This window comes from Klebsiella sp. Q2 (assembly GCF_009900705.1).
In the GTDB taxonomy this organism is placed as follows: domain Bacteria; phylum Pseudomonadota; class Gammaproteobacteria; order Enterobacterales; family Enterobacteriaceae; genus Klebsiella; species Klebsiella quasipneumoniae.
On sequence record NZ_JAAABE010000004.1, the window covers coordinates 692,369 to 711,784 of the forward strand.

A 19,416-nucleotide genomic window follows, 5' to 3' on the forward strand; every position below is an offset into this window, starting at 1 on the left:
TTACTGATGTCAAAAAGGAAGCCGCGGCTTCCTTTTTTTATGTCATGACAGCATCCTCAGGATCTGGCGAATCACCGCATTACCGCCAATACAGAGCACCGTCAGGCCGCTAAATAAAGCCAGCGGTCCGCGCCAGCGCAGGCAGCCCTGCGGCCCCAGCCAGCACCGGAAACACAGCGCTATTCCTACCGTCGCCAGGCGAGCGAGCAGCACGCCCACCATCGCCGGAACCAGCAGCAGCCATCCCCACAGCGGCAGCTCATACTGCTGCGCACTGAGTAAAATCCATACCAGCTGAAACGGCAGATAAAAACTCAGGGCAACGATCAGCGGAATGCGAATATTGCCTGCCGGTGCGGCAACGCCTTTAACGCCGCGCCAGCCGTCGCGCAGCAGTATTGCTGCCAGCACCAGCGTGGCCAGATAGCAAACGTCGTTACAGATGCCCGCAATCTGCATTAGCCTGTCGCTGCTTAGCTTACTCATAAACGCGAAACGCCAGAAAATGATCACCAGAAAACCGAACTGCAACGCCCAGCTGCGCAGGATCCAGTCGACCATCTCCCGCGGCGAGGGTTGGTTATGCACAGCCCAGGCGACGATGGGCAGTTTACTGTGCCCGGGATGGCAAAAGGCCAGCACGAAGCCTGACAGCGTCAGGGTGGCGTAGGCCACCAGCGGGATATCCGCGACACTCGCCACCCCGAATCGCATAACATACGGCATGGCGTGGTAGACGCGCACCAGATCGGACGGCCACCAGCTGGCCAGGGCTGGAAACCAGAAGACGATCGCCAGGCCCGCCAGCAGCCCGGCGGCGCCGGCGCAGCCATAATAGAACCGCCCGCTCTGCGCGGGAGAAACGATATTTGCGGCCATAGCGACTCCTTGTCATCCGCCGAAAAGCGGAAAACTAGAGCATCGCCGCGTCAGCGGCAAGCGCCGGCGCCCACTTTCGGATTTGCGCCCGACGCCTGCTAAAACGGACGGATCCCGCCGCTGGCCGGGACGGCGCTGAACCACATCACGCCTGCCGCCGCGAGCAAAATGACGCCGCCGGCCAGCGCCAGCGTCAGCCAGCCTACCTGGCGCCACAGCGGCGGCGCCTGATGCCGACCCAGCTTCACCGCCAGCTGGCGAAAACTGTGCACCAGCAGCGCCAGCGCCGTGATAGTCAATGAGGTCCCTGCCGCCATCGCCAGCGCCGCCGCCATCCCCCAGTTGAACACCCCGATCACTTTGCTGAACAGCAGGACCATGATCGCCCCCGAGCAGGGACGCATGCCCATCGACAGGACAATCACGGTGCGAGCCCGCCAGTCATCGCCGGCCTGCAGCTGCTCCGGGGCCGGGAGATGCTGATGCCCGCAGCCGCAGTGTTCGTTATGAACATGATGCGGGGTGAACGCGGTAAACGTTGGCCGGCTCAGCAGCAGACGCAGCTTTTTCAGCGCCCGCCAGCAGAGCAGCAGACCTAACGCGCCCACCAGCAAATAGCTGCCCTTCTCCAGCCAGAAACTGCTGAGATGCAGCTGGCGCGCTGGCAGCTGCAGTAGCGCCAGCACCACCACCACCAGCGCGATAGCCACCAGCCCCTGCAACAAAGAGGCGGCCAGCGTCAGGTTAATACTCGATTTCAGCTTTGAGGGATGGGTGGCAAGCCAGGTCGTAATGACAATTTTGCCGTGGCCGGGCCCTAAGGCATGCAGCACCCCGTAAACGAAGCTGAATCCAAGCAGCGACAGCCCCGCCGCAGCCGGGTTCTCCGCCACCGCCTGCAGCAGGCGGCTGAGCTCCAGATTGAGCGCGCGCTGCCAGACCGCGCTCTGCATCAGCACCTGCGGCCAGGCCAGCCACAGCCAGATGCCGCCCGTTACGCTCACGGCCAGCAGCAGCGCCAGCGGCCACAGCGCTTTCCAGCGCGAAGTTCGCGCGCGAGGGGTAAAAATTACTGACATGTCAGCGTCACCTTCTGGGCAAAATAGCTGCCCAGCGCCATATCCTCAGGCGGCGCATCCGCTTTATCCAGCGACTGGGCGTATGAGAGCATTTTGTCATTCGGTTTTGGCGTCATCACCGTTGCCTTACAGACGGCCTGCAGCGCGGCGGGCAGGGAAAAATCGCTATCTTTGTCATAAAACATATCGACATAGTAGGTCGGATCGAAAGTGGAAAAGGTAAATGTCTGCCCGGCAACGGGTTGCGGCGTCGCCAGCGGCAGGGTGAAGGTCAGTACCGCCTGCAGGCCGTCGCGCTCAAGACCGTAGCCGTCGGGGCGATTGTCAAATTTCACCCGCTGGCCGTTGTGCCACAGCTCGCTGAAATAGTGCTGGCCGAGCACGTTGGCCATCACCTCCGCCGCCAGTTTTTTCCATACTTCGCTGCCCGGTTTAGCGTTTCCGGCGTCGTAAAGCAGATCCGATGAGGTTATTTCATCCATCGTCCAGCGCATTTTAAAGGCGCTCAGCAGGCCGTCTTTGACCACCGGCTCGCTCTGCAAACTGATGAAGCTATGCGGATGCGCAGCGGCTGTCCATGATAAAACCATGAAAAACGCCGCGCTGGTGCATTGTTTCACTCTGTTCATCTGTTCCTCACGTGAAAAATTCTGTGAACTTCGCCAGCAATCCTGAGCTAAAGCGGGCGCACTTCCCTGCCCCCGCCGCCGTCATTGTCTATCCTTAGCGGAAACCCTAACTGGAACTTACCAGATGATGACCGTCATTGAACCACCATCTGCGCTTTCCAGTCCACAGCGCCGTAGCCAGGTGCTCCTGATGTTTTATCTGCCCGGACAGTCGGTAACGACTGAACGGCTTGGCAGAATCAACCTCGTTGATGAGACCACGGCCCGGCAGGATATCGAGGAGACCGGACGCGAAATTCAGCGTTACCACCGCCTGACCCTTCGGTCACAGGTGGACGGCAGCTATCGGATTGAAGGCGCCGCGCTCGACCAACGTTTATGCCTGCTGCATGCGCTGCGGCGGGGGCTGCGCCTGTGCCCGCAGTTCGTTAACCATCATTTTACCCCGGCGCTGAAAACGCAGCTTAAACAGGAAGGCATCGCCCGTACCTTGTACGATGATACCAACCTGCAGGCGCTGGTGAACCGTTGCGCGCGAGCGCTCAATCGCCAGTTCGACTGCCGGGACGTCCAGTTTCTGCGCCTGTACCTGCAGTACTGCCTGCTTGAGCATCACCGGGGCTATTCACCCGACTTCAATGATGAACAGCAACGCTGGGCGCAGACCGCCGCCGAGTTCACTCTGGCGAAGGAGATTGTCCGCCACTGGCAGCGCCGGGTCGGCGCTCCGCCGCATGTCGGAGAGCCTTTTTTCCTCTCGCTGCTGTTTATGATGCTCAAAACCCCCGATCCGCTTCGCGATGGTCACCCGCAGGATCGACGCCTGCGGCTGGCTATTTCCGGCCTAATCCACCGCTTCCAGATGCTCGCCGGCAGGTCGTTCAGTGACGAGCAGGGGCTGAGCGACCAGCTTTATATTCACTTGTCGCAGGCATTGATCCGCAGCGTGTTTGCCATCGGCATCGACAGCACGCTCACGGAGGAAGTGAGCCGGCTCTATCCTCGTTTACTACGCACCACCCAGGCGGCATTGAGCGAATTCGAGGAGGCCTGGCACGTCCGTTTTAATGAGGAAGAGACCAGCTTAATCGCGGTGATCTTTGGCGCCTGGCTGATGCAGAAAAGCGACCTGCATGAGAAGCAGGTTCTGCTGCTGACCGATGATAATCCGGATATGGAAGCGGCCCTGGAGCAGCAGCTGCGCGAACTGACGCTGCTGCCGCTGAATATCAAATACCAGAGCGTAGAGCGCTTTCAGAAGGAAGGCGCGCCCAAAGGGGTGACGCTTATCGTCACTCCCTATGCGACGGCGCTGCCGCTGTTTTCACCGCCGCTGATCCACGCGGAGAACTGCTTCACCGAACGCCAGCAGCAGCATATCTGCGCGATGCTCGAGGACTAGGCCGCCACCGCTTTTGGCCGTATAGCCATCGCCGGGAGCGTCAGCAGGGCCATCACCCAGAATACGCCCTGGTGCAGGTGCTGATAGAGGAAACCGGCGAAGACGGTCATGATGGCAATACTCCCGCCCATCGCCACCGCGGAGTAGACGGCCTGCAGGCGGATCACTTCGCTGCCCTGGCGGGCGGCGATATAGCGCATCGCCGCCAGATGACACACCGTAAAGGTCCCGCAGTGAAGGATCTGCGCGAGGATAAGCCCCGGCAGCGCTGTGGTCCAGCCCATCAGCGTCCAGCGAACCAGCCCGCACAGGGCAGAGAGCAGCAGCAGATCCCGCGCGCTGAAGCGGCGGAACACCTTTTTACTCAGCGCGAAGATCACCACTTCCGCCACCACACCTAACGACCACAGATAACCGACCGCCGAGGCCGAATAGCCGGCCTGCTGCCAGTAGATGGCGCTAAAGCCATAGTAGGCGGCGTGCGCCCCCTGCAGCAGACAAACGCAGGCGAGAAAGCGCCAGCTTTGGCGCACCAGCGTCAGCCAGGCCGCCATTCCGGCCCCCTGCTGCTGGCGCGACGCCCCCTCGGGCATCACCGACGGTTTCAGCAGCATGCCGAGCAGCATCGAGGCGACGCCCAGGCTGAGCATCAGCAGGATCGCCCGGTAATCAAACAGGCTCACCAGCTTGCCGGTCAGCGCCGAACCAATCACAAAGGCGATAGAGCCCCATAGCCGCACCCGGCCATAGTCCATGGTGATCTGCTTTTGCCAGGTATTGGCCAGAGCATCCGTCAGCGGCACCAGCGGTGAAAAGAACAGGTTGAAGCCGATGATAATCGCCAGCAGCCATGCTACGTGGGTGCCGGCCCAGAAGGCCAGCGCGAAGAGCAAGGTTAACAGCGCCAGCACGCGCAGCGCGGCGATCAGCCGGGAGGGATCGCTCACCCGCGGGGCGATCAGCAGACTGCCGAGAAAACGGGCCACCAGACCGGCGCCAAGCAAAATGCCGATGGTTTCCGGGGTCAGCCCGTTGCCGGCCAGCCAGACGCTCCAGAAGGGCAGAAAAATACCGTAGCTAAAAAAGTAAGTTAAATAACTGAGCGCCAGCCAGCGCGTGGAGTGCAAGACCATGATTTCCTCCCGAATGGTGGCGATAGTCTGGCGATAAACCCCATCGTGAGTAAACCTGTGTCTCACTCTCTATATGGAAGTTGAGTACATTTGTCTTTAAATCGTGACGCGCATCACGGAGCACTCCCCACTCCGTCACCGGTTGTATTAAATAAAATCCGATAACCGGGCATCAAAGTGCGACCAACGATACGGCGAAATCCTGATGAAACGAAGCGCGACATTATTATTTTCCTGCTATGGCGGCTGGCAACTTTGTGTATTACGTTTAAATCACACGTCTCTCATAACGAGCTGATTATGAACACACTCCGCTATTTTGATTTTGGCGCATCCCGCTCTCTGCTACTGCTCATCGCCCGCATCGCCGTGGTGGTTCTGTTTCTACTTTTTGGCTACCCCAAACTGCTGGGCTTTAGCGGTACGGTGCAATACATGGCCGCCTCCGGCGCGCCGATGCCGACCCTGGCGGCGATTATCGCCGTCATTATGGAAGTGCCTGCCGCGATTTTAATTGTGCTGGGCTTTTTCACCCGCCCGCTGGCGGTCATCTTTATTTTCTACACCCTGGGCACGGCGGTGATTGGCCATCACTACTGGGATATGACTGGCGATGCGGTATTGCCGAACATGATTAACTTCTGGAAAAACGTCAGCATCGCCGGCGCCTTCCTGCTGCTGGCAATCACCGGCCCAGGGGCAATCTCCCTCGACCGTCGCTAATCTGCAGATGCAAAAAAGGCCGCAAACGCGGCCTTTTTGATGTCAACGCTAACGCTTACGCGTAAACCGGGAAGCGGGCGCAGATATCCAGCACTTTGCCTTTCACACGCTCAATGACCGCGTCGTCATTGATATTGTCCAGCACGTCACACATCCAGCCAGCCAGCTCTTTGACTTCCGCTTCTTTAAAGCCGCGACGAGTCACAGCCGGAGAACCGATGCGGATACCGGAGGTCACGAACGGGCTCTTCGGATCGTTCGGCACGCTGTTTTTGTTGACGGTGATGTTGGCGCGGCCCAGGGCGGCGTCAGCTTCTTTACCGGTCAGGTTTTTATCCACCAGGTCCAGCAGGAACAGGTGGTTCTCAGTACCGCCAGACACCACTTTGTAGCCGCGGTTCAGGAACACTTCCACCATTGCTTTGGCGTTTTTCGCAACCTGCTGCTGGTAAACTTTAAACTCTGGCTCCATCGCTTCTTTCAGCGCCACCGCTTTCGCCGCGATAACGTGCATCAGCGGGCCGCCCTGCGCGCTTGGGAATACCGCAGAGTTCAGCTTCTTATACAGCTCTTCGCTACCGCCTTTCGCCAGGATCAGGCCGCCGCGCGGACCCGCCAGGGTTTTGTGGGTGGTGGTGGTCACGACGTGAGCATGCGGAACCGGGTTCGGGTATACGCCAGCGGCAATCAGGCCTGCCACGTGCGCCATATCGACGAACAGGTAAGCGCCGATGCTGTCAGCGATTTCACGCATTTTTGCCCAGTCAACGATACCGGAGTAAGCGGAGAAACCACCGATGATCATCTTCGGTTTGTGTTCCTGAGCCTGCTTCGCCATGTCGTCGTAGTCAATTTTGCCGGACTCATCAATACCGTAAGGGATGATGTTGTACAGTTTGCCGGAGAAGTTAACCGGGGAGCCGTGAGTCAGGTGGCCGCCCTGCGCCAGGTTCATACCGAGCACGGTGTCGCCCGGCTGCAGCAGCGCGGTGTAGACGGCAAAGTTAGCCTGGGAGCCGGAGTGCGGCTGGACGTTAGCATAGTCAGCGCCGAACAGCTCTTTCGCGCGGTCGATAGCCAGTTGCTCAACCACGTCGACATATTCGCAGCCGCCGTAGTAACGCTTGCCCGGATATCCTTCAGCGTATTTGTTGGTCAGCTGAGAGCCCTGCGCCTGCATTACGCGCGGGCTGGTGTAGTTTTCGGAGGCGATCAGTTCGATGTGCTCTTCCTGACGTACTTTTTCCTGCTCCATAGCCTGCCACAGTTCGGCATCATAATCGGCAATGTTCATTTCACGCTTTAACATCCGCATCTCCTGACTCAGCTAACAATAAAATTTCGGCCTAAAAAGGCGGTCCGATTGGACAACGGCCCACAGTATAACCGAATCATTCTGTGATAACAGGTCTTGACAAAGGATTTTACGCAAACGTTTGGCTCCGCATGACACAAGGCTTTGAGCAATAACGCCTCTCTCAGTATCAACGGATTTCTTTTCAGGATTGTGATGCAAATTCTTCATGTTGTAACTGCAACGGCGGAAAGTGTTAAAGAACCATTTACAACGCAGGGTTATTTCCTTAAGATGCATTTAAAATACATCATTAAGATAACCCCCAAGGAAGCACACTATGCTCGACGCTCAAACCATCGCTACGGTCAAAGCCACCATCCCTCTGCTGGTAGAGACTGGACCAAAGTTAACCGCCCATTTCTACGATCGGATGTTCGCGCATAACCCGGAGCTCAAAGAGATCTTCAATATGAGCAACCAGCGCAACGGCGACCAGCGTGAAGCGCTGTTCAACGCCATTGCCGCCTACGCCAGCAATATCGATAACCTGCCTGCCCTGCTGCCGGCGGTGGAAAAGATCGCCCAGAAACACACCAGCTTCCAGATCAAACCGGAGCAGTACAATATTGTTGGCAGTCATCTGCTGGCGACCCTCGATGAAATGTTCTGTCCGGGCCAGGAAGTGCTCGATGCCTGGGGTAAAGCCTACGGGGTGCTGGCGAACGTCTTTATCGGCCGCGAAGCCGAGATCTATCAGCAAAACGCCAGTAAAACCGGCGGCTGGGAAGGGACCCGCGCGTTCCGCATCGTCAGGAAAACTCCGCGCAGCCAGCTTATCACCAGCTTTGAGCTCGAGCCGGTCGACGGCCAGCCGGTCGCCGATTACCAGCCTGGCCAGTATCTGGCCATCTGGCTGAAGCCGGAAGGCTTCGAATATCAGGAAATTCGCCAGTACTCCCTGACCCGCAAAGCGGACGGCAAGGGCTACCGCATCGCGGTTAAACGCGAGGAAGGCGGCCAGGTTTCCAACTGGCTGCATAACCATGCCAGCGAAGGCGATGTGGTCTATCTGGCCGCCCCGGCGGGAGATTTCTTCCTTAATGTTGAGCCGCAGACGCCGGTCACCCTGATCTCAGGCGGCGTCGGGCAAACGCCGATGCTGGCGATGCTGGATGCGCTGGCGAAGAGCCATCATCAGGGTCAGGTGAACTGGTTCCATGCGGCGGAAAATGGCGAGGTCCACGCCTTTGCCGATGAAGTGCAGGCGCTCGGCGCGGCGCTGCCGGCGTTTACCGCTCACGTCTGGTATCGCAACCCGAGCGAGGCTGACCGTCAGGCAGGACGTTTTGATAGCGAAGGTTTGATGGATTTAGCGGCGGTGGCGGAAACTATTCGCGACCCGCAGATGCAGTATTATCTCTGCGGCCCGGTAGCGTTTATGCAGTTTGCAGCGAAGCAGCTGGTAGAATTAGGGGTCAATAAAGACCACATTCATTACGAATGCTTCGGCCCGCATAAGGTGCTGTAAGCCCCGACGCCGCGGGGATTTGTAGGCCGGGTAAGCGCAGCGCCACCCGGCAATACTGCAACGAGCGGCGAGCGTTAAATCGCCGCGTCGTCTTCTTCGCCGGTACGGATACGAATGACCCGCGCCACGTCGAAGACAAAGATCTTGCCGTCACCGATTTTACCGGTCTGCGCGGTACGGATGATGGTATCCACACAGGTATCGACGATATCGTCGGTCACCACGATTTCAATTTTCACTTTCGGCAGAAAATCCACCATATATTCCGCGCCGCGGTAGAGTTCGGTGTGCCCTTTCTGGCGGCCAAAGCCTTTCACTTCCGTTACCGTCATCCCGGTGATGCCGACTTCGGCCAGCGCTTCACGCACGTCATCCAGTTTGAAAGGTTTAATAATCGCATCAATCTTTTTCATGGTGTTCCTGTCTTAGTCGCGTAACCGGTTGCTTACCGTATCATATCTTGCGCTATGTTGCGGAGCTACTCTTTAAAGTCATTGGCGTCGAGCTCATGGCGCGACAGCAGCTTATAGAATTCGGTGCGGTTGCGTCCAGCCATCCGCGCGGCGTGGGTGACGTTGCCCCTGGTAATCTGCAGCAGCTTGCGCAGGTAGTTCAGCTCAAACTGATTGCGCGCTTCCACGAAGGTCGGCAGCGCCGTGTTCTCGCCTTCCAGCGCCTGCTCCACCAGCGCATCGCCGATCACCGGCGACGAGGTCAGGGCCACGCACTGCTCAATCACGTTCACCAGCTGGCGCACATTGCCCGGCCATTTGGCGGCCATCAGCCGCTTCATTGCATCGCTGGAAAATGCCCGCACGAACGGCTTATGGCGATCGGCGGACTGACGCAGCAGATGGTTGGCCAACAGCGGAATATCTTCCGTGCGTTCGGAGAGCGGCGGGATCTTCAGGTTAACCACATTGAGGCGATAAAACAGATCTTCGCGAAACTCGCCGCGGGCCATCGCCTTCGGCAGGTCGCGGTGGGTGGCGGAGATGATCCGCACGTTGATCTCGATATCGCGGTTGCTGCCGAGCGGGCGAACCTTACGCTCCTGCAGGACGCGGAGCAGCTTCACCTGCAGGGCGACAGGCATATCGCCGATCTCGTCGAGAAACAGCGTGCCGCCTTCGGCGGCCTGGAATAACCCTTCGCGGTTGCTGACCGCGCCGGTAAAGGCGCCCCGCGCATGGCCGAACAGTTCGGACTCGAGCAGCTGTTCCGGCAGCGCGCCGCAGTTAATCGCCACGAAAGGCTTGTCATGACGCGGGCTGGCGTTGTGGATCGCCTGGGCGACTATCTCCTTCCCGGTCCCGCTCTGGCCGTTAATCAGCACGCTGACGTCGGACTGCGCCACCATCCCGGCCTGCTCGAGCAGGCGCAGCATCAGCGGGCTGCGGGTGACAATCGCCTGGCGCCACGCTTCGTCGGTGGCTGGCGATCGCTGCTCCAGCGCCTCATCAATGGCTTTATACAAGGCGTCTTTATCAACTGGCTTGGTCAGGAAGCTGAAGACGCCCTGCTGGGTGGCCGCCACCGCGTCGGGGATCGAGCCATGGGCGGTGAGAATGATCACCGGCATGCCGGGCTGCCCCTTCTGGATCTCACTGAACAGCTGCAGGCCGTCCATTTCATCCATCCGCAGATCGCTAATCACCAGATCCACTTTCTCACGTCCCAGCACGCGCAGCGCTTCCGGTCCGCTCTCGGCGGTGACCACGCTATAGCCTTCGCTGACCAGACGCATGCCGAGCAGCTTCAGCAGCCCCGGATCGTCATCCACCAGCAGCAAACGCGCCGGTTTACGGATCGTCATGGATCACCTCCGGTACTTTTTCGCTGCCGAAATTGCCGCCCGGCTTGCGGCTGGAGAGCTGGCGTTCAATATCCGTCAGATTCTCCAGCTTACGGGTGGTCAGCTCCAGCTGCTGGCGCAGCGACTGCTCCTGCTGGCGCAACGTCTCCAGCTCGCTATCGCTGGACTGCTGAAGCTTCGCGTAGCGGGCTCGCTCCTCCACCAGCTGCAGCTGACGGGTCTGCCCGTCGCGCCAGAGCTGATATAGCGGGCGGACCTGAACGGCGATTTGCGGGCTGAAGGTGTCGAGACGCGCCACCAGCTCGCGGCGCTCGTCAGGGGTAATTTTGGCATCGGCAAGCAGAATGCCGCGGCGGAATGCGTCCTGCCAGCTGTCGTCGGTATGGCGTTTCGCCTCCGCTCGCGCCTGCACCGGCGCGAGACGATCGGCGCAGTCAATGCCCCGCAGCCAGTAGAGGGGGTTTTTGTCGCTGGCATCGCTGCTGTGCGCCCAGATATCAGCGCAGTCCACGGCGACAAAATCGGCCACCTGGTGCTGCGCCTGCCCGGGGGCGGCGGCACCTTCCGCACTATGCGGCGAGAAGCCGGCGGAACACCCCGCCAGCGTCAGACAAGCAATGCCTGAGAGCAGCCATCCGCTAAGGGAACGGCGCCAGGCCAGGAATTGGGACATAGTTCCCCGATATCGATTCATTAGTTGGATTATTCCGGCGCTGAGGGAAGCGTAATGCGAAAACAGACCTGCCCGGCGGGGGCGTCAACCAGACTGAGTTCCCCTTGCATCTGACGGACGCAGTCGCGGGCGATGCTTAACCCCAGCCCACTGCCTTTAACGGCCCCCTTACGCTGGTGACTTCCCTGGTAAAAAGGCTCAAAAATCATATTTTTTTCCGCGGCCGGGATCGGTTCGCCGCTGTTGGCGACATCAATACGCACCTGCTCTCCGTGCCGGTAGCTATGGATACGAATGTTACCGGATTCAGCGCCATAGTGCACCGCATTGGAGTAGAGATTATCCATTACGCTTATCAATAACGCAGGCTCCGCCAGACAATGCCGCGCCCGCAGCGCCAGCTCGGTATGCATCAGTTTAGCCCGCGCAGGCAAACTGTGCGCCGCCACGACGTTTTCCACCAGCTCCACCAGGTCCACTGCTTCCCGGGCTACCGGGCCGTCGGCCTGTTTGCGGTTGTAGTCCAGCAGCTGTTCAATCAGCTTTTGCAGGTTGCGGCTGCTGCTGTCGAGGATCTCGACGATCTCCTGCTGCTCCGGCGTCAGCGGTCCGGCGACCCGGTCGGCCAACAGCTCGGTGCCTTCACGCATACTGGCCAGCGGGGTTTTAAGCTCATGCGACAGATGGCGAAGAAACTGATGCCGCTGCGACTCCAGCCATGCCAGGCGCTCGCTGAGCCAGATGATGCGCTTGCCCACCGAGCGCAGCTCGCGCGGGCCAGTAAACAATGCCGCGTCGTCCAGCGACTTCCCTGCGCCCAGCTGATTGATCATTCTTTCGATACCTTTCACCGGGCCGATGATCATGCGGGTGAAAAGCAGCACCAGCGCCAGGCTCAGCAGAAACAGCACCAGCGCCTGCCAGCCGAAAAACTGGCCGCGCTCGGCAATCTCCTGCTGCAGCTGCTGGCCGCGGGAATAGACCACCGCCCGGGTCGCCTGGACCATGTCGCTGTTATTACTGGCGAAAACTTCCAGTCTGGCGGCTGCCTCGGCGTCAGGGCCGCTGTTGTTACACTGCAGCTGCGCCAGATCGCTGACATCCTGGCGCAGCGCCTGCCAGAGCTTTTCGTCCGGCAACACGCCGGCGTGCGCGTCCAGCATCTGGCTGTAGCGCTGCCGCTGGTTTTGATAGACGCGCGCCAGCGTCGGATCGTCCAGCACGCAGTACTGGCGATAGCTGCGTTCCATCTCCAGCGCGGCATTGATCATCGCCTCACTGCGGCGGGCATCGACCAGCGTCGTACGGTTGATATGCGCCGCCTGGGCGCTGAGGGCATTGAGGCTCTGCCAGGCCTGCCAGGCCAGCACCAGCAACGGCAGCAGGATCAGCACAAAGGAGAGCGTCACCAGCTGACGCAGCGAACGGGGAAAAAGAGAGAGTCGCTTCAAAGGTGTGGTCTCAATCATTAGCTCTGGTCGATGCTAACTGAGGAGCGCGCCGGACAAAAGCGATACCCGTCGCCACGGCGCCCCAGAAACAACAAAGCCAGGCGCAAGGCCTGGCTTTGTTCAGGAATGAGGCGGTGCCTTACTCGACGTTTCGCCCGATGTCTGATAAAGCCAGGCTATTATCAGGAGTTGGACGGCAGGCACCTGTTTGTGCGTCATTCGAAGTTTATGTAGCGCGTCCCGAAGGGGCTGACATAAGAAGGTGAATGAGCCACTGGTTATTATTATGCATGAACTATGCCACCTTTCCAAACATTTTATTAACACATTGATATATATGGCTTTAACCATAAAAGCCAGCCACCCCAGCGCAGTACACTTTTTATCCATAGCGTCGCCAATTAGCGACACCAAATGTATCCCAAGTTACTCATCATTTAAATCAATAACTTAAGTGTCGCCTTTTGGCGACACTGCAATATGCCGGTTGTCGGTGATTCCCGACACCCTGGCGTGCCGGCCGTCACAGATAAAAAAAAGCCCCCTGCCTGAGCAGGGGGCCGATACGTTCGCGTGACACGCTGCGGGAAAATTAACCCAGCTGTTTACGCGCATTGCGGAAGATACGCATCCACGGGCTGTCTTCGCCCCAGTTTTCCGGGTGCCAGGAGTTGCTTACGGTGCGGAAGACGCGTTCCGGGTGCGGCATCATGATGGTCGCACGCCCGCTTTCGCTGGTCACGGCGGTGATACCGTTCGGGGAACCGTTCGGGTTCGCCGGATAGGTTTCGGTCACTTTGCCGAAGTTATCCACGAAGCGCAGCGCCACCAGGCCTTTGCTCTCCAGCTGGGCCAGATGCGCGCTGTCGCGCACTTCCACCTGACCTTCGCCGTGGGAGACCGCAATCGGCATCTGTGAGCCAACCATGCCTTGCAGCAGCAGAGACGGGCTTTGCGTCACTTCCACCAGGCTGAAGCGCGCTTCAAAGCGGTCAGAGTGGTTGCGCACAAAGCGCGGCCACAGGTCGCTGCCCGGGATCAGCTCGCGCAGATTGGACATCATCTGACAGCCGTTGCACACGCCGAGCGCCAGGGTCTGCGGACGATGGAAGAAGGTCGCGAACTCATCGCGCACGCGCTCGTTGAACAGAATCGACTTCGCCCAGCCTTCACCTGCCCCCAGCACGTCGCCGTAGGAGAAGCCGCCGCAGGCCACCAGGGCATGGAAATCGCCGAGACCGGTGCGGCCCGCCAGCAGGTCGCTCATATGCACGTCAATGGCGTCAAAGCCAGCGCGATGGAAGGCCGCCGCCATTTCAACGTGAGAGTTCACACCCTGCTCGCGCAGGACGGCCACTTTCGGACGCGCGCCGGTGGCAATGTACGGTGCGGCGACATCGTCATTAATATCAAACGAGAGCTTCACATTGAGGCCCGGGTCGGCGTCGTTGGCTTTCGCCTCGTGCTCCTGATCGGCGCAGGCCGGGTTGTCGCGCAGACGCTGCATCTGCCAGGTGGTTTCCGCCCACCACATGCGCAGCGTGGTGCGGCTTTCGCTAAACACCGTCTGATCGCCGGCGGTCAGCACGAAGCGATCGCCCTCGACCGCTTTACCGAGGTAATGCACAGAGTCCGCCAGGCCGTTAACCGCCAGAATGGCTTCCACCGCCTCACGGTCTGCGGCGCGGACCTGGATCACCGCCCCCAGCTCTTCGTTGAACAGCGCCGCCAGACGGTCGTCGCCCAGCGCGGCGATATCCGCCTCCACACCGCAGTGGCCGGTAAAGGCCATTTCCGCCAGGGTGACCAGCAGGCCGCCGTCGGAGCGGTCGTGGTAGGCCAGCAGTTTACGCTGCGCCACCAGGGCCTGCATCGCATCCCAGAAGCCTTTCAGCTGCGCGACATCGCGCACGTCAGCCGGCTTGTCGCCGAGCTGGCGATAGACCTGCGCCAGCGCCGTCGCGCCCAGCGCGTTGTGCCCTTTACCGAGGTCGATCAACAGCAGGGCGTTATCTTCCGTCGAGAGCTGCGGCGTGACGGTATGACGAACATCTTCGACACGGGCGAAGGCGGAGATCACCAGCGACAGCGGAGAGGTCATCTCACGCTGCTCGCTGCCTTCCTGCCAGCGGGTTTTCATCGACATTGAGTCTTTGCCGACCGGAATGGTCAGGCCCAGCGCCGGGCACAGCTCTTCGCCCACCGCTTTCACCGCCTCATACAGGCCAGCGTCTTCGCCCGGGTGGCCGGCAGCGGCCATCCAGTTAGCCGACAGCTTCACGCGGTTCAGCTCGCCAATCTGCGTGGCGGCGATGTTGGTCAGCGCTTCGCCAACCGCCAGACGGCCGGAGGCGGCGAAGTCCAGCAGAGCAACCGGGGCGCGCTCGCCCATCGCCATCGCTTCGCCGTAGTAGCTGTCGAGGCTGGCGGTGGTTACCGCGCAGTTGGCCACCGGGATCTGCCACGGGCCGACCATCTGGTCGCGAGCGACCATGCCGGTCACGGTGCGATCGCCGATGGTCACGAGGAAGGTTTTCTCGGCCACCGTCGGCAGGTGCAGTACGCGGTTAACCGCGTCGGCGATGGTGATCGGTTGGCGATCCAGCGCGCTGCCCTGGGCTTTCAGAGTCTGCACGTCGCGGGTCATTTTCGGCGTTTTACCAAGCAGGACGTCCAGCGGCAGATCGATCGGCTGATCGTTAAAGTGGCTGTCGCTCAGGCTCAGGTGCTGCTCGGCGGTGGCTTCGCCGATAACCGCATATGGCGCGCGCTCGCGGCGGCACAGCTCGTCAAACAGCGGCAGTTGCTCCGGGGCGACTGCCAGGACATAACGTTCCTGCGATTCGTTACACCAGATCTCCAGCGGGCTCATGCCTGGCTCATCGCTCAGGATATCGCGCAGCTGGAATTTACCGCCGCGGCCGCCGTCGCTGACCAGCTCCGGCATGGCGTTGGAGAGACCGCCGGCGCCGACGTCGTGGATAAACAGGATCGGGTTGGCGTCGCCCAGCTGCCAGCAGCGGTCGATCACCTCCTGACAGCGACGCTCCATTTCCGGGTTGTCACGCTGGACGGAGGCGAAATCGAGGTCGGCATCGGACTGGCCGGAGGCCATGGAAGACGCCGCGCCGCCGCCGAGGCCGATGTTCATCGCCGGGCCGCCCAGCACGATCAGCTTCGCGCCGACGGTAATCTCGCCCTTCTGCACGTGCTCGCCGCGGATGTTACCGATACCGCCGGCCAGCATGATCGGTTTGTGGTAGCCGCGCAGCTCTTCGCCGTTATGGCTGGTGACTTTCTCTTCATAGGTGCGGAAGTAGCCGTTCAGCGCCGGACGACCAAATTCGTTGTTAAACGCCGCGCCGCCCAGAGGGCCTTCGGTCATGATGTCCAGGGCGGTGACGATGCGATCCGGTTTCCCGAAATCTTCTTCCCACGGCTGTTCGAAGCCCGGGATGCGCAGGTTGGAAACCGAGAAGCCCACCAGACCCGCTTTCGGCTTCGCGCCGCGGCCGGTGGCGCCTTCATCGCGGATCTCGCCGCCGGAGCCGGTTGCCGCGCCCGGCCATGGGGAGATGGCCGTCGGGTGGTTATGGGTTTCCACCTTCATCAGAATGTGCGCCGGCTCCTGATGGAAGTCGTAGCGCCCGGTCTGGTGGTCGGCAAAATAGCGCCCCACTTCAGACCCTTCCATCACCGCGGCGTTGTCTTTATAGGCCGACAGGACGTAGTCCGGCGTTTTTTCGAAGGTGTTTTTGATCATTTTGAACAGCGACTTCGGCTGCTGTTCGCCGTCGATGATCCAGTCGGCGTTGAAAATCTTGTGGCGACAGTGCTCTGAGTTCGCCTGGGCGAACATGTACAGCTCGATGTCGTTCGGATTGCGTCCCAGACGGGTAAACGCGTCCTGCAGGTAGTCAATTTCGTCATCTGCCAGCGCCAGACCCAAACGGAGGTTGGCGTCAATCAGCGCCTGACGCCCTTCGCCCAGCAGGTCAACGCTGGTCACCGGCGTCGGCTGATGGTGAGCGAACAGCTTTTCGCCCGCTTCCAGCGCGTCGAAGACGCTCTCCATCATGCGGTCGTGCAGTTCCGCCGCCACCGCGGTCCACTGCGCTTCGCTCAGGGTCGAGGCTTCAACATAATACGCCACGCCGCGCTCCAGACGCACAACCTGAGCCAGGCCGCAGTTATGGGCGATATCGGTAGCTTTAGAAGACCAGGGAGAGATGGTGCCAGGGCGAGGGGTCACGAGCAGTAATTTACCGGTCGGGGTATGGCTGTTTAAGCTCGGGCCATATTTAAGCAGTCGCGCCAGGCGCTCGCGATCGTCAGCGCTCAGCGGGGCGTTCAGATCGGCAAAATGAATATACTCGGCGTATATGGCGCTTACCGGAAGGTTGGCCGCCTGAAATCGTGCCAGCAGTTTATTAATACGGAATGCCGACAGTGCAGGTGAACCACGCAAAATTTCCATCATAAGTCTCTCGTCTTCGAAGCTTTCAGGGTGAGCCAGGGGGGGAAACGGGCGTCATTATAGTGAATCCTGCGCCCCGACGAAACCGTTTGCGTAGAAATAAAATCATTGATGCTGTTTATCAATAAATGTGACGCCTATCGCGAATAAGTTGCCAACTGGCGCATTCTTAAGCAGAATGCCGCTCATTCGACGACAACCTTGCGTTTTTTCCGGACATCGCCTGCTGAGGAACCTGAAGCTGCAGAAGATTAACGCGCTGAAAAAATTAAAGATTAATTATCTGCTGATCGGCATTGTCACCCTTTTGCTGGCGGCTGCCCTGTGGCCGTCGATCCCCTGGTCCGGTAAACCCGAGAACCGGGTGGCGGGTATTATCGCTCGCGGCGAGCTGCGCATCAGCACCATCAACTCGCCGATGACCTTTGCCACCATGAACAATAAAACGTTCGGCCTGGACTACGAACTGGCGAAGCAGTTTGCCGACTACCTCGGCGTGACGCTTAAGATAACCGTCCGGCAGAACATCAGCCAGCTGTTTGACGACCTCGACGACGGTCAGGCCGATATGCTGGCTGCCGGGCTGGTCTATAACCAGGAGCGGGTGAAAAACTATCAGGCCGGCCCCACTTACTATTCTGTTTCGCAACAGCTGGTCTACCGCGTCGGCAATACCCGGCCGCGCACCCTCGCGGCGCTGACCGCCGAGCAGCTCGCCATCGCTCCGGGCCACGTGGCGATCAACGACCTGCAGACCTTAAAAGCCGAGAAATACCCGGATCTTGCCTGGCGCGTGGACGAAAAACGCGGCACCACGGCGCTGATGCAGGCGGTGATTGACGGCAAACTCGATTACACCATCGCCGACTCGGTGGCCGTCAGCCTGTTTCAGCGCGTCCATCCGGAGCTGGCGGTAGCCCTCGATATCACCGACGAACAGCCGGTCACCTGGTTCAGCGCCCGGGACGATGATAATTCCCTGTCGGCGGCGATGCTTGATTTCTTCAACAACATCAATGAAGACGGCACCCTGGCGCGCCTGGAGGAGAAGTACCTCGGCCACGGCAACGATTTTGATTACGTCGATACCCGCACCTTCCTGCGCGCGGTGGAAAACATTCTTCCGGAGGTGCAGCCGCTGTTTGAAAAGTACGCCCGCGAGATCGACTGGCGCCTGCTGGCCGCCATCGCCTGGCAGGAATCCCACTGGGATCCACAGGCCACCTCTCCTACCGGCGTGCGCGGCATGATGATGCTCACGCGCAATACGGCGCAAAGTCTGGGGCTGACTGACCGGACCGATGCGGCGCAGAGTATCGACGGCGGCATGCGCTATCTACAGGATATGATGGATAAAGTGCCGGATTCGATCCCGAAAGATGAACGCATCTGGTTTGCGCTGGCCGCTTACAATATGGGCTATGCCCATATGCTGGACGCCATGGCCCTCACCCGCAAACAGAAAGGCAATCCTAACAGCTGGGCGGACGTTAAGCTGCGTTTACCGCTGCTGAGCCAGAAACCCTATTACAGCAAACTAAAATACGGCTATGCCCGCGGCCATGAGGCCTACGCCTATGTGGAAAACATCCGCAAATATCAGATAAGCCTTGTCGGCTATTTGTCAGAGAAGGAGCGCCAGCAGCAGCAAACGCTGGCCCTGGCGGAAGATTACCCGGCCGTGCTCCCCAATGAGCTCGAACAGCCGCAGGAGACCACCCTGCCCTTTTTCAAGTTTCGCGCCGATAAACAGATGGATAATGCCCGGATGAAACTCCCGGGCCACCTGTATTAACTTTCCCCGTTCTGCTCCCGGGCTTTCTTCAGCGCTTTTTTCTCTTCCCGCCGCCAGCGGAAGAAGTCGCTCAGCATGGCAGAGCAGGACTCCGCCAGCACGCCTTCGCTAATCTCAACCCGATGGTTCATTCCCGGGTGATGCAGAACATCCATCAGCGAGCCGGCGGCACCGGTCTTGGCATCCCTGGCGCCAAACACCAGGCGGGCGATACGGCTGTGCACCATCGCCCCCGCGCACATCACGCAGGGCTCGAGGGTCACGTACAGCGTGGCATCGATCAGGCGGTAGTTTTGCAGCACCAGTCCGCCCTGGCGTAAGGCCATAATTTCCGCATGGGCGGTAGGGTCGTGACGGCCTATCGGCCGGTTCCAGCCCTCGCCAATGACCTGATTGTTATGCACCAGCACCGCGCCCACCGGTACCTCGCCCTCTTCCCAGGCGCGCTTCGCCAGCGTCAGGGCATGACGCATCCAGTATTCATCATTGAGTTCGAGGTCAGACACAGCGGCCACTCCAGCAGAAAAAGCGGGG

Annotated in this window: 15 protein-coding genes; 4 read left to right on the forward strand and 11 right to left on the reverse strand. The window is 59.8% G+C overall.

The annotated features are described in order from the left end of the window. Positions 1-42: 42 nt before the first annotated feature. From GT756_RS18720 to GT756_RS18730, 3 genes are all read right to left on the reverse strand, one after another. Positions 43-879: a hypothetical protein gene (locus GT756_RS18720; protein WP_049003911.1), complete on the reverse strand. Its 837-nt coding sequence runs from the start codon at positions 877-879 to the stop codon at positions 43-45. Positions 880-977: 98 nt separating this feature from the next. Continuing rightward, complete coding sequence (locus GT756_RS18725) at positions 978-1,958, reverse strand: nickel/cobalt transporter (protein WP_064187555.1); 981 nt, start codon at positions 1,956-1,958, stop codon at positions 978-980. Further along, positions 1,949-2,587, reverse strand: a complete 639-nt coding sequence (locus GT756_RS18730) for a DUF1007 family protein (RefSeq protein WP_004201860.1) — start codon at positions 2,585-2,587, stop codon at positions 1,949-1,951. The genes GT756_RS18725 and GT756_RS18730 overlap by 10 nt, the downstream gene beginning before the upstream one ends. A 124-nt stretch (positions 2,588-2,711) precedes the next feature. Here GT756_RS18730 and csiE point away from each other — a divergent pair, with 124 nt between their 5' ends. Then, positions 2,712-3,989 (forward strand): stationary phase inducible protein CsiE, encoded by a 1,278-nt coding sequence (gene csiE, locus GT756_RS18735; protein ID WP_048325368.1) that lies wholly within the window; start codon positions 2,712-2,714, stop codon positions 3,987-3,989. Here csiE and GT756_RS18740 read toward each other — a convergent pair. Next, positions 3,986-5,122 carry a 3-phenylpropionate MFS transporter gene (locus tag GT756_RS18740; RefSeq protein ID WP_160124995.1) on the reverse strand — a complete coding sequence of 379 codons (1,137 nt, stop codon included), beginning with the start codon at positions 5,120-5,122 and terminating at the stop codon, positions 3,986-3,988. The genes csiE and GT756_RS18740 overlap by 4 nt on opposite strands. A 300-nt stretch (positions 5,123-5,422) precedes the next feature. Between GT756_RS18740 and GT756_RS18745 the strand changes: the two genes are divergently transcribed. Further along, positions 5,423-5,845 (forward strand): DoxX family protein, encoded by a 423-nt coding sequence (locus tag GT756_RS18745; RefSeq protein WP_004201855.1) that lies wholly within the window; start codon positions 5,423-5,425, stop codon positions 5,843-5,845. A gap of 55 nt (positions 5,846-5,900) precedes the next feature. Here the strand turns inward: GT756_RS18745 and glyA are convergent, their stop codons facing one another. Next, a complete protein-coding gene (glyA, locus tag GT756_RS18750) occupies positions 5,901-7,154 on the reverse strand; it encodes a serine hydroxymethyltransferase (protein ID WP_002914027.1) in 1,254 nt (417 codons plus the stop codon). Between the two features lie 325 nt (positions 7,155-7,479). On the opposite strand from glyA, the gene hmpA reads away from it, so the two are divergent. Continuing rightward, the gene (gene hmpA / locus GT756_RS18755; RefSeq protein ID WP_160124996.1) at positions 7,480-8,670 is read left to right on the forward strand and encodes an NO-inducible flavohemoprotein; all 1,191 of its coding nucleotides are present in this window, start codon (positions 7,480-7,482) and stop codon (positions 8,668-8,670) included. A 74-nt stretch (positions 8,671-8,744) separates the two neighbouring features. Here hmpA and glnB read toward each other — a convergent pair whose 3' ends face one another. The 5 genes from glnB to purL form a co-directional block, all read right to left on the reverse strand. Beyond that, entirely contained in the window at positions 8,745-9,083 is a 339-nt protein-coding gene (glnB, locus tag GT756_RS18760) for a nitrogen regulatory protein P-II (protein WP_002914032.1), read from the reverse strand. A 65-nt stretch (positions 9,084-9,148) separates the two neighbouring features. Then, complete coding sequence (gene glrR / locus GT756_RS18765) at positions 9,149-10,486, reverse strand: two-component system response regulator GlrR (protein ID WP_004201849.1); 1,338 nt, start codon at positions 10,484-10,486, stop codon at positions 9,149-9,151. After that, positions 10,473-11,159 carry a two-component system QseEF-associated lipoprotein QseG gene (gene qseG / locus GT756_RS18770; RefSeq protein WP_004201847.1) on the reverse strand — a complete coding sequence of 229 codons (687 nt, stop codon included), beginning with the start codon at positions 11,157-11,159 and terminating at the stop codon, positions 10,473-10,475. Before qseG ends, glrR begins: the two co-directional genes overlap by 14 nt. A gap of 29 nt (positions 11,160-11,188) precedes the next feature. Further along, positions 11,189-12,610, reverse strand: a complete 1,422-nt coding sequence (locus tag GT756_RS18775; protein WP_004201845.1) for a HAMP domain-containing sensor histidine kinase — start codon at positions 12,608-12,610, stop codon at positions 11,189-11,191. 592 nt (positions 12,611-13,202) lie between these two features. Continuing rightward, on the reverse strand, positions 13,203-17,090 hold the full coding sequence (gene purL / locus GT756_RS18780; RefSeq protein WP_065878254.1) for a phosphoribosylformylglycinamidine synthase: 3,888 nt from the start codon (positions 17,088-17,090) through the stop codon (positions 13,203-13,205). 175 nt (positions 17,091-17,265) lie between these two features. On the opposite strand from purL, the gene mltF reads away from it, so the two are divergent. Beyond that, positions 17,266-18,882: a membrane-bound lytic murein transglycosylase MltF gene (mltF, locus tag GT756_RS18785; RefSeq protein ID WP_004201842.1), complete on the forward strand. Its 1,617-nt coding sequence runs from the start codon at positions 17,266-17,268 to the stop codon at positions 18,880-18,882. Here the strand turns inward: mltF and tadA are convergent. Beyond that, a complete protein-coding gene (tadA, locus tag GT756_RS18790) occupies positions 18,879-19,388 on the reverse strand; it encodes a tRNA adenosine(34) deaminase TadA (RefSeq protein WP_023318886.1) in 510 nt (169 codons plus the stop codon). The two genes, mltF and tadA, sit on opposite strands and share 4 nt — an antisense overlap. Positions 19,389-19,416 lie beyond the last annotated feature (28 nt).

What these genes read in the sequence shown, in the direction of transcription:
- GT756_RS18720 (WP_049003911.1), bottom strand. Translation starts at nt 879, where the DNA reads ATGGCCGCAAATATCGTTTCTCCCGCGCAGAGCGGGCGGTTCTATTAT.
- GT756_RS18725 (WP_064187555.1), bottom strand. Translation starts at nt 1,958, where the DNA reads ATGTCAGTAATTTTTACCCCTCGCGCGCGAACTTCGCGCTGGAAAGCG.
- GT756_RS18730 (WP_004201860.1), bottom strand. Translation starts at nt 2,587, where the DNA reads ATGAACAGAGTGAAACAATGCACCAGCGCGGCGTTTTTCATGGTTTTA.
- csiE (WP_048325368.1), top strand. Translation starts at nt 2,712, where the DNA reads ATGATGACCGTCATTGAACCACCATCTGCGCTTTCCAGTCCACAGCGC.
- GT756_RS18740 (WP_160124995.1), bottom strand. Translation starts at nt 5,122, where the DNA reads ATGGTCTTGCACTCCACGCGCTGGCTGGCGCTCAGTTATTTAACTTAC.
- GT756_RS18745 (WP_004201855.1), top strand. Translation starts at nt 5,423, where the DNA reads ATGAACACACTCCGCTATTTTGATTTTGGCGCATCCCGCTCTCTGCTA.
- glyA (WP_002914027.1), bottom strand. Translation starts at nt 7,154, where the DNA reads ATGTTAAAGCGTGAAATGAACATTGCCGATTATGATGCCGAACTGTGG.
- hmpA (WP_160124996.1), top strand. Translation starts at nt 7,480, where the DNA reads ATGCTCGACGCTCAAACCATCGCTACGGTCAAAGCCACCATCCCTCTG.
- glnB (WP_002914032.1), bottom strand. Translation starts at nt 9,083, where the DNA reads ATGAAAAAGATTGATGCGATTATTAAACCTTTCAAACTGGATGACGTG.
- glrR (WP_004201849.1), bottom strand. Translation starts at nt 10,486, where the DNA reads ATGACGATCCGTAAACCGGCGCGTTTGCTGCTGGTGGATGACGATCCG.
- qseG (WP_004201847.1), bottom strand. Translation starts at nt 11,159, where the DNA reads ATGTCCCAATTCCTGGCCTGGCGCCGTTCCCTTAGCGGATGGCTGCTC.
- purL (WP_065878254.1), bottom strand. Translation starts at nt 17,090, where the DNA reads ATGATGGAAATTTTGCGTGGTTCACCTGCACTGTCGGCATTCCGTATT.
- mltF (WP_004201842.1), top strand. Translation starts at nt 17,266, where the DNA reads ATGCCGCTCATTCGACGACAACCTTGCGTTTTTTCCGGACATCGCCTG.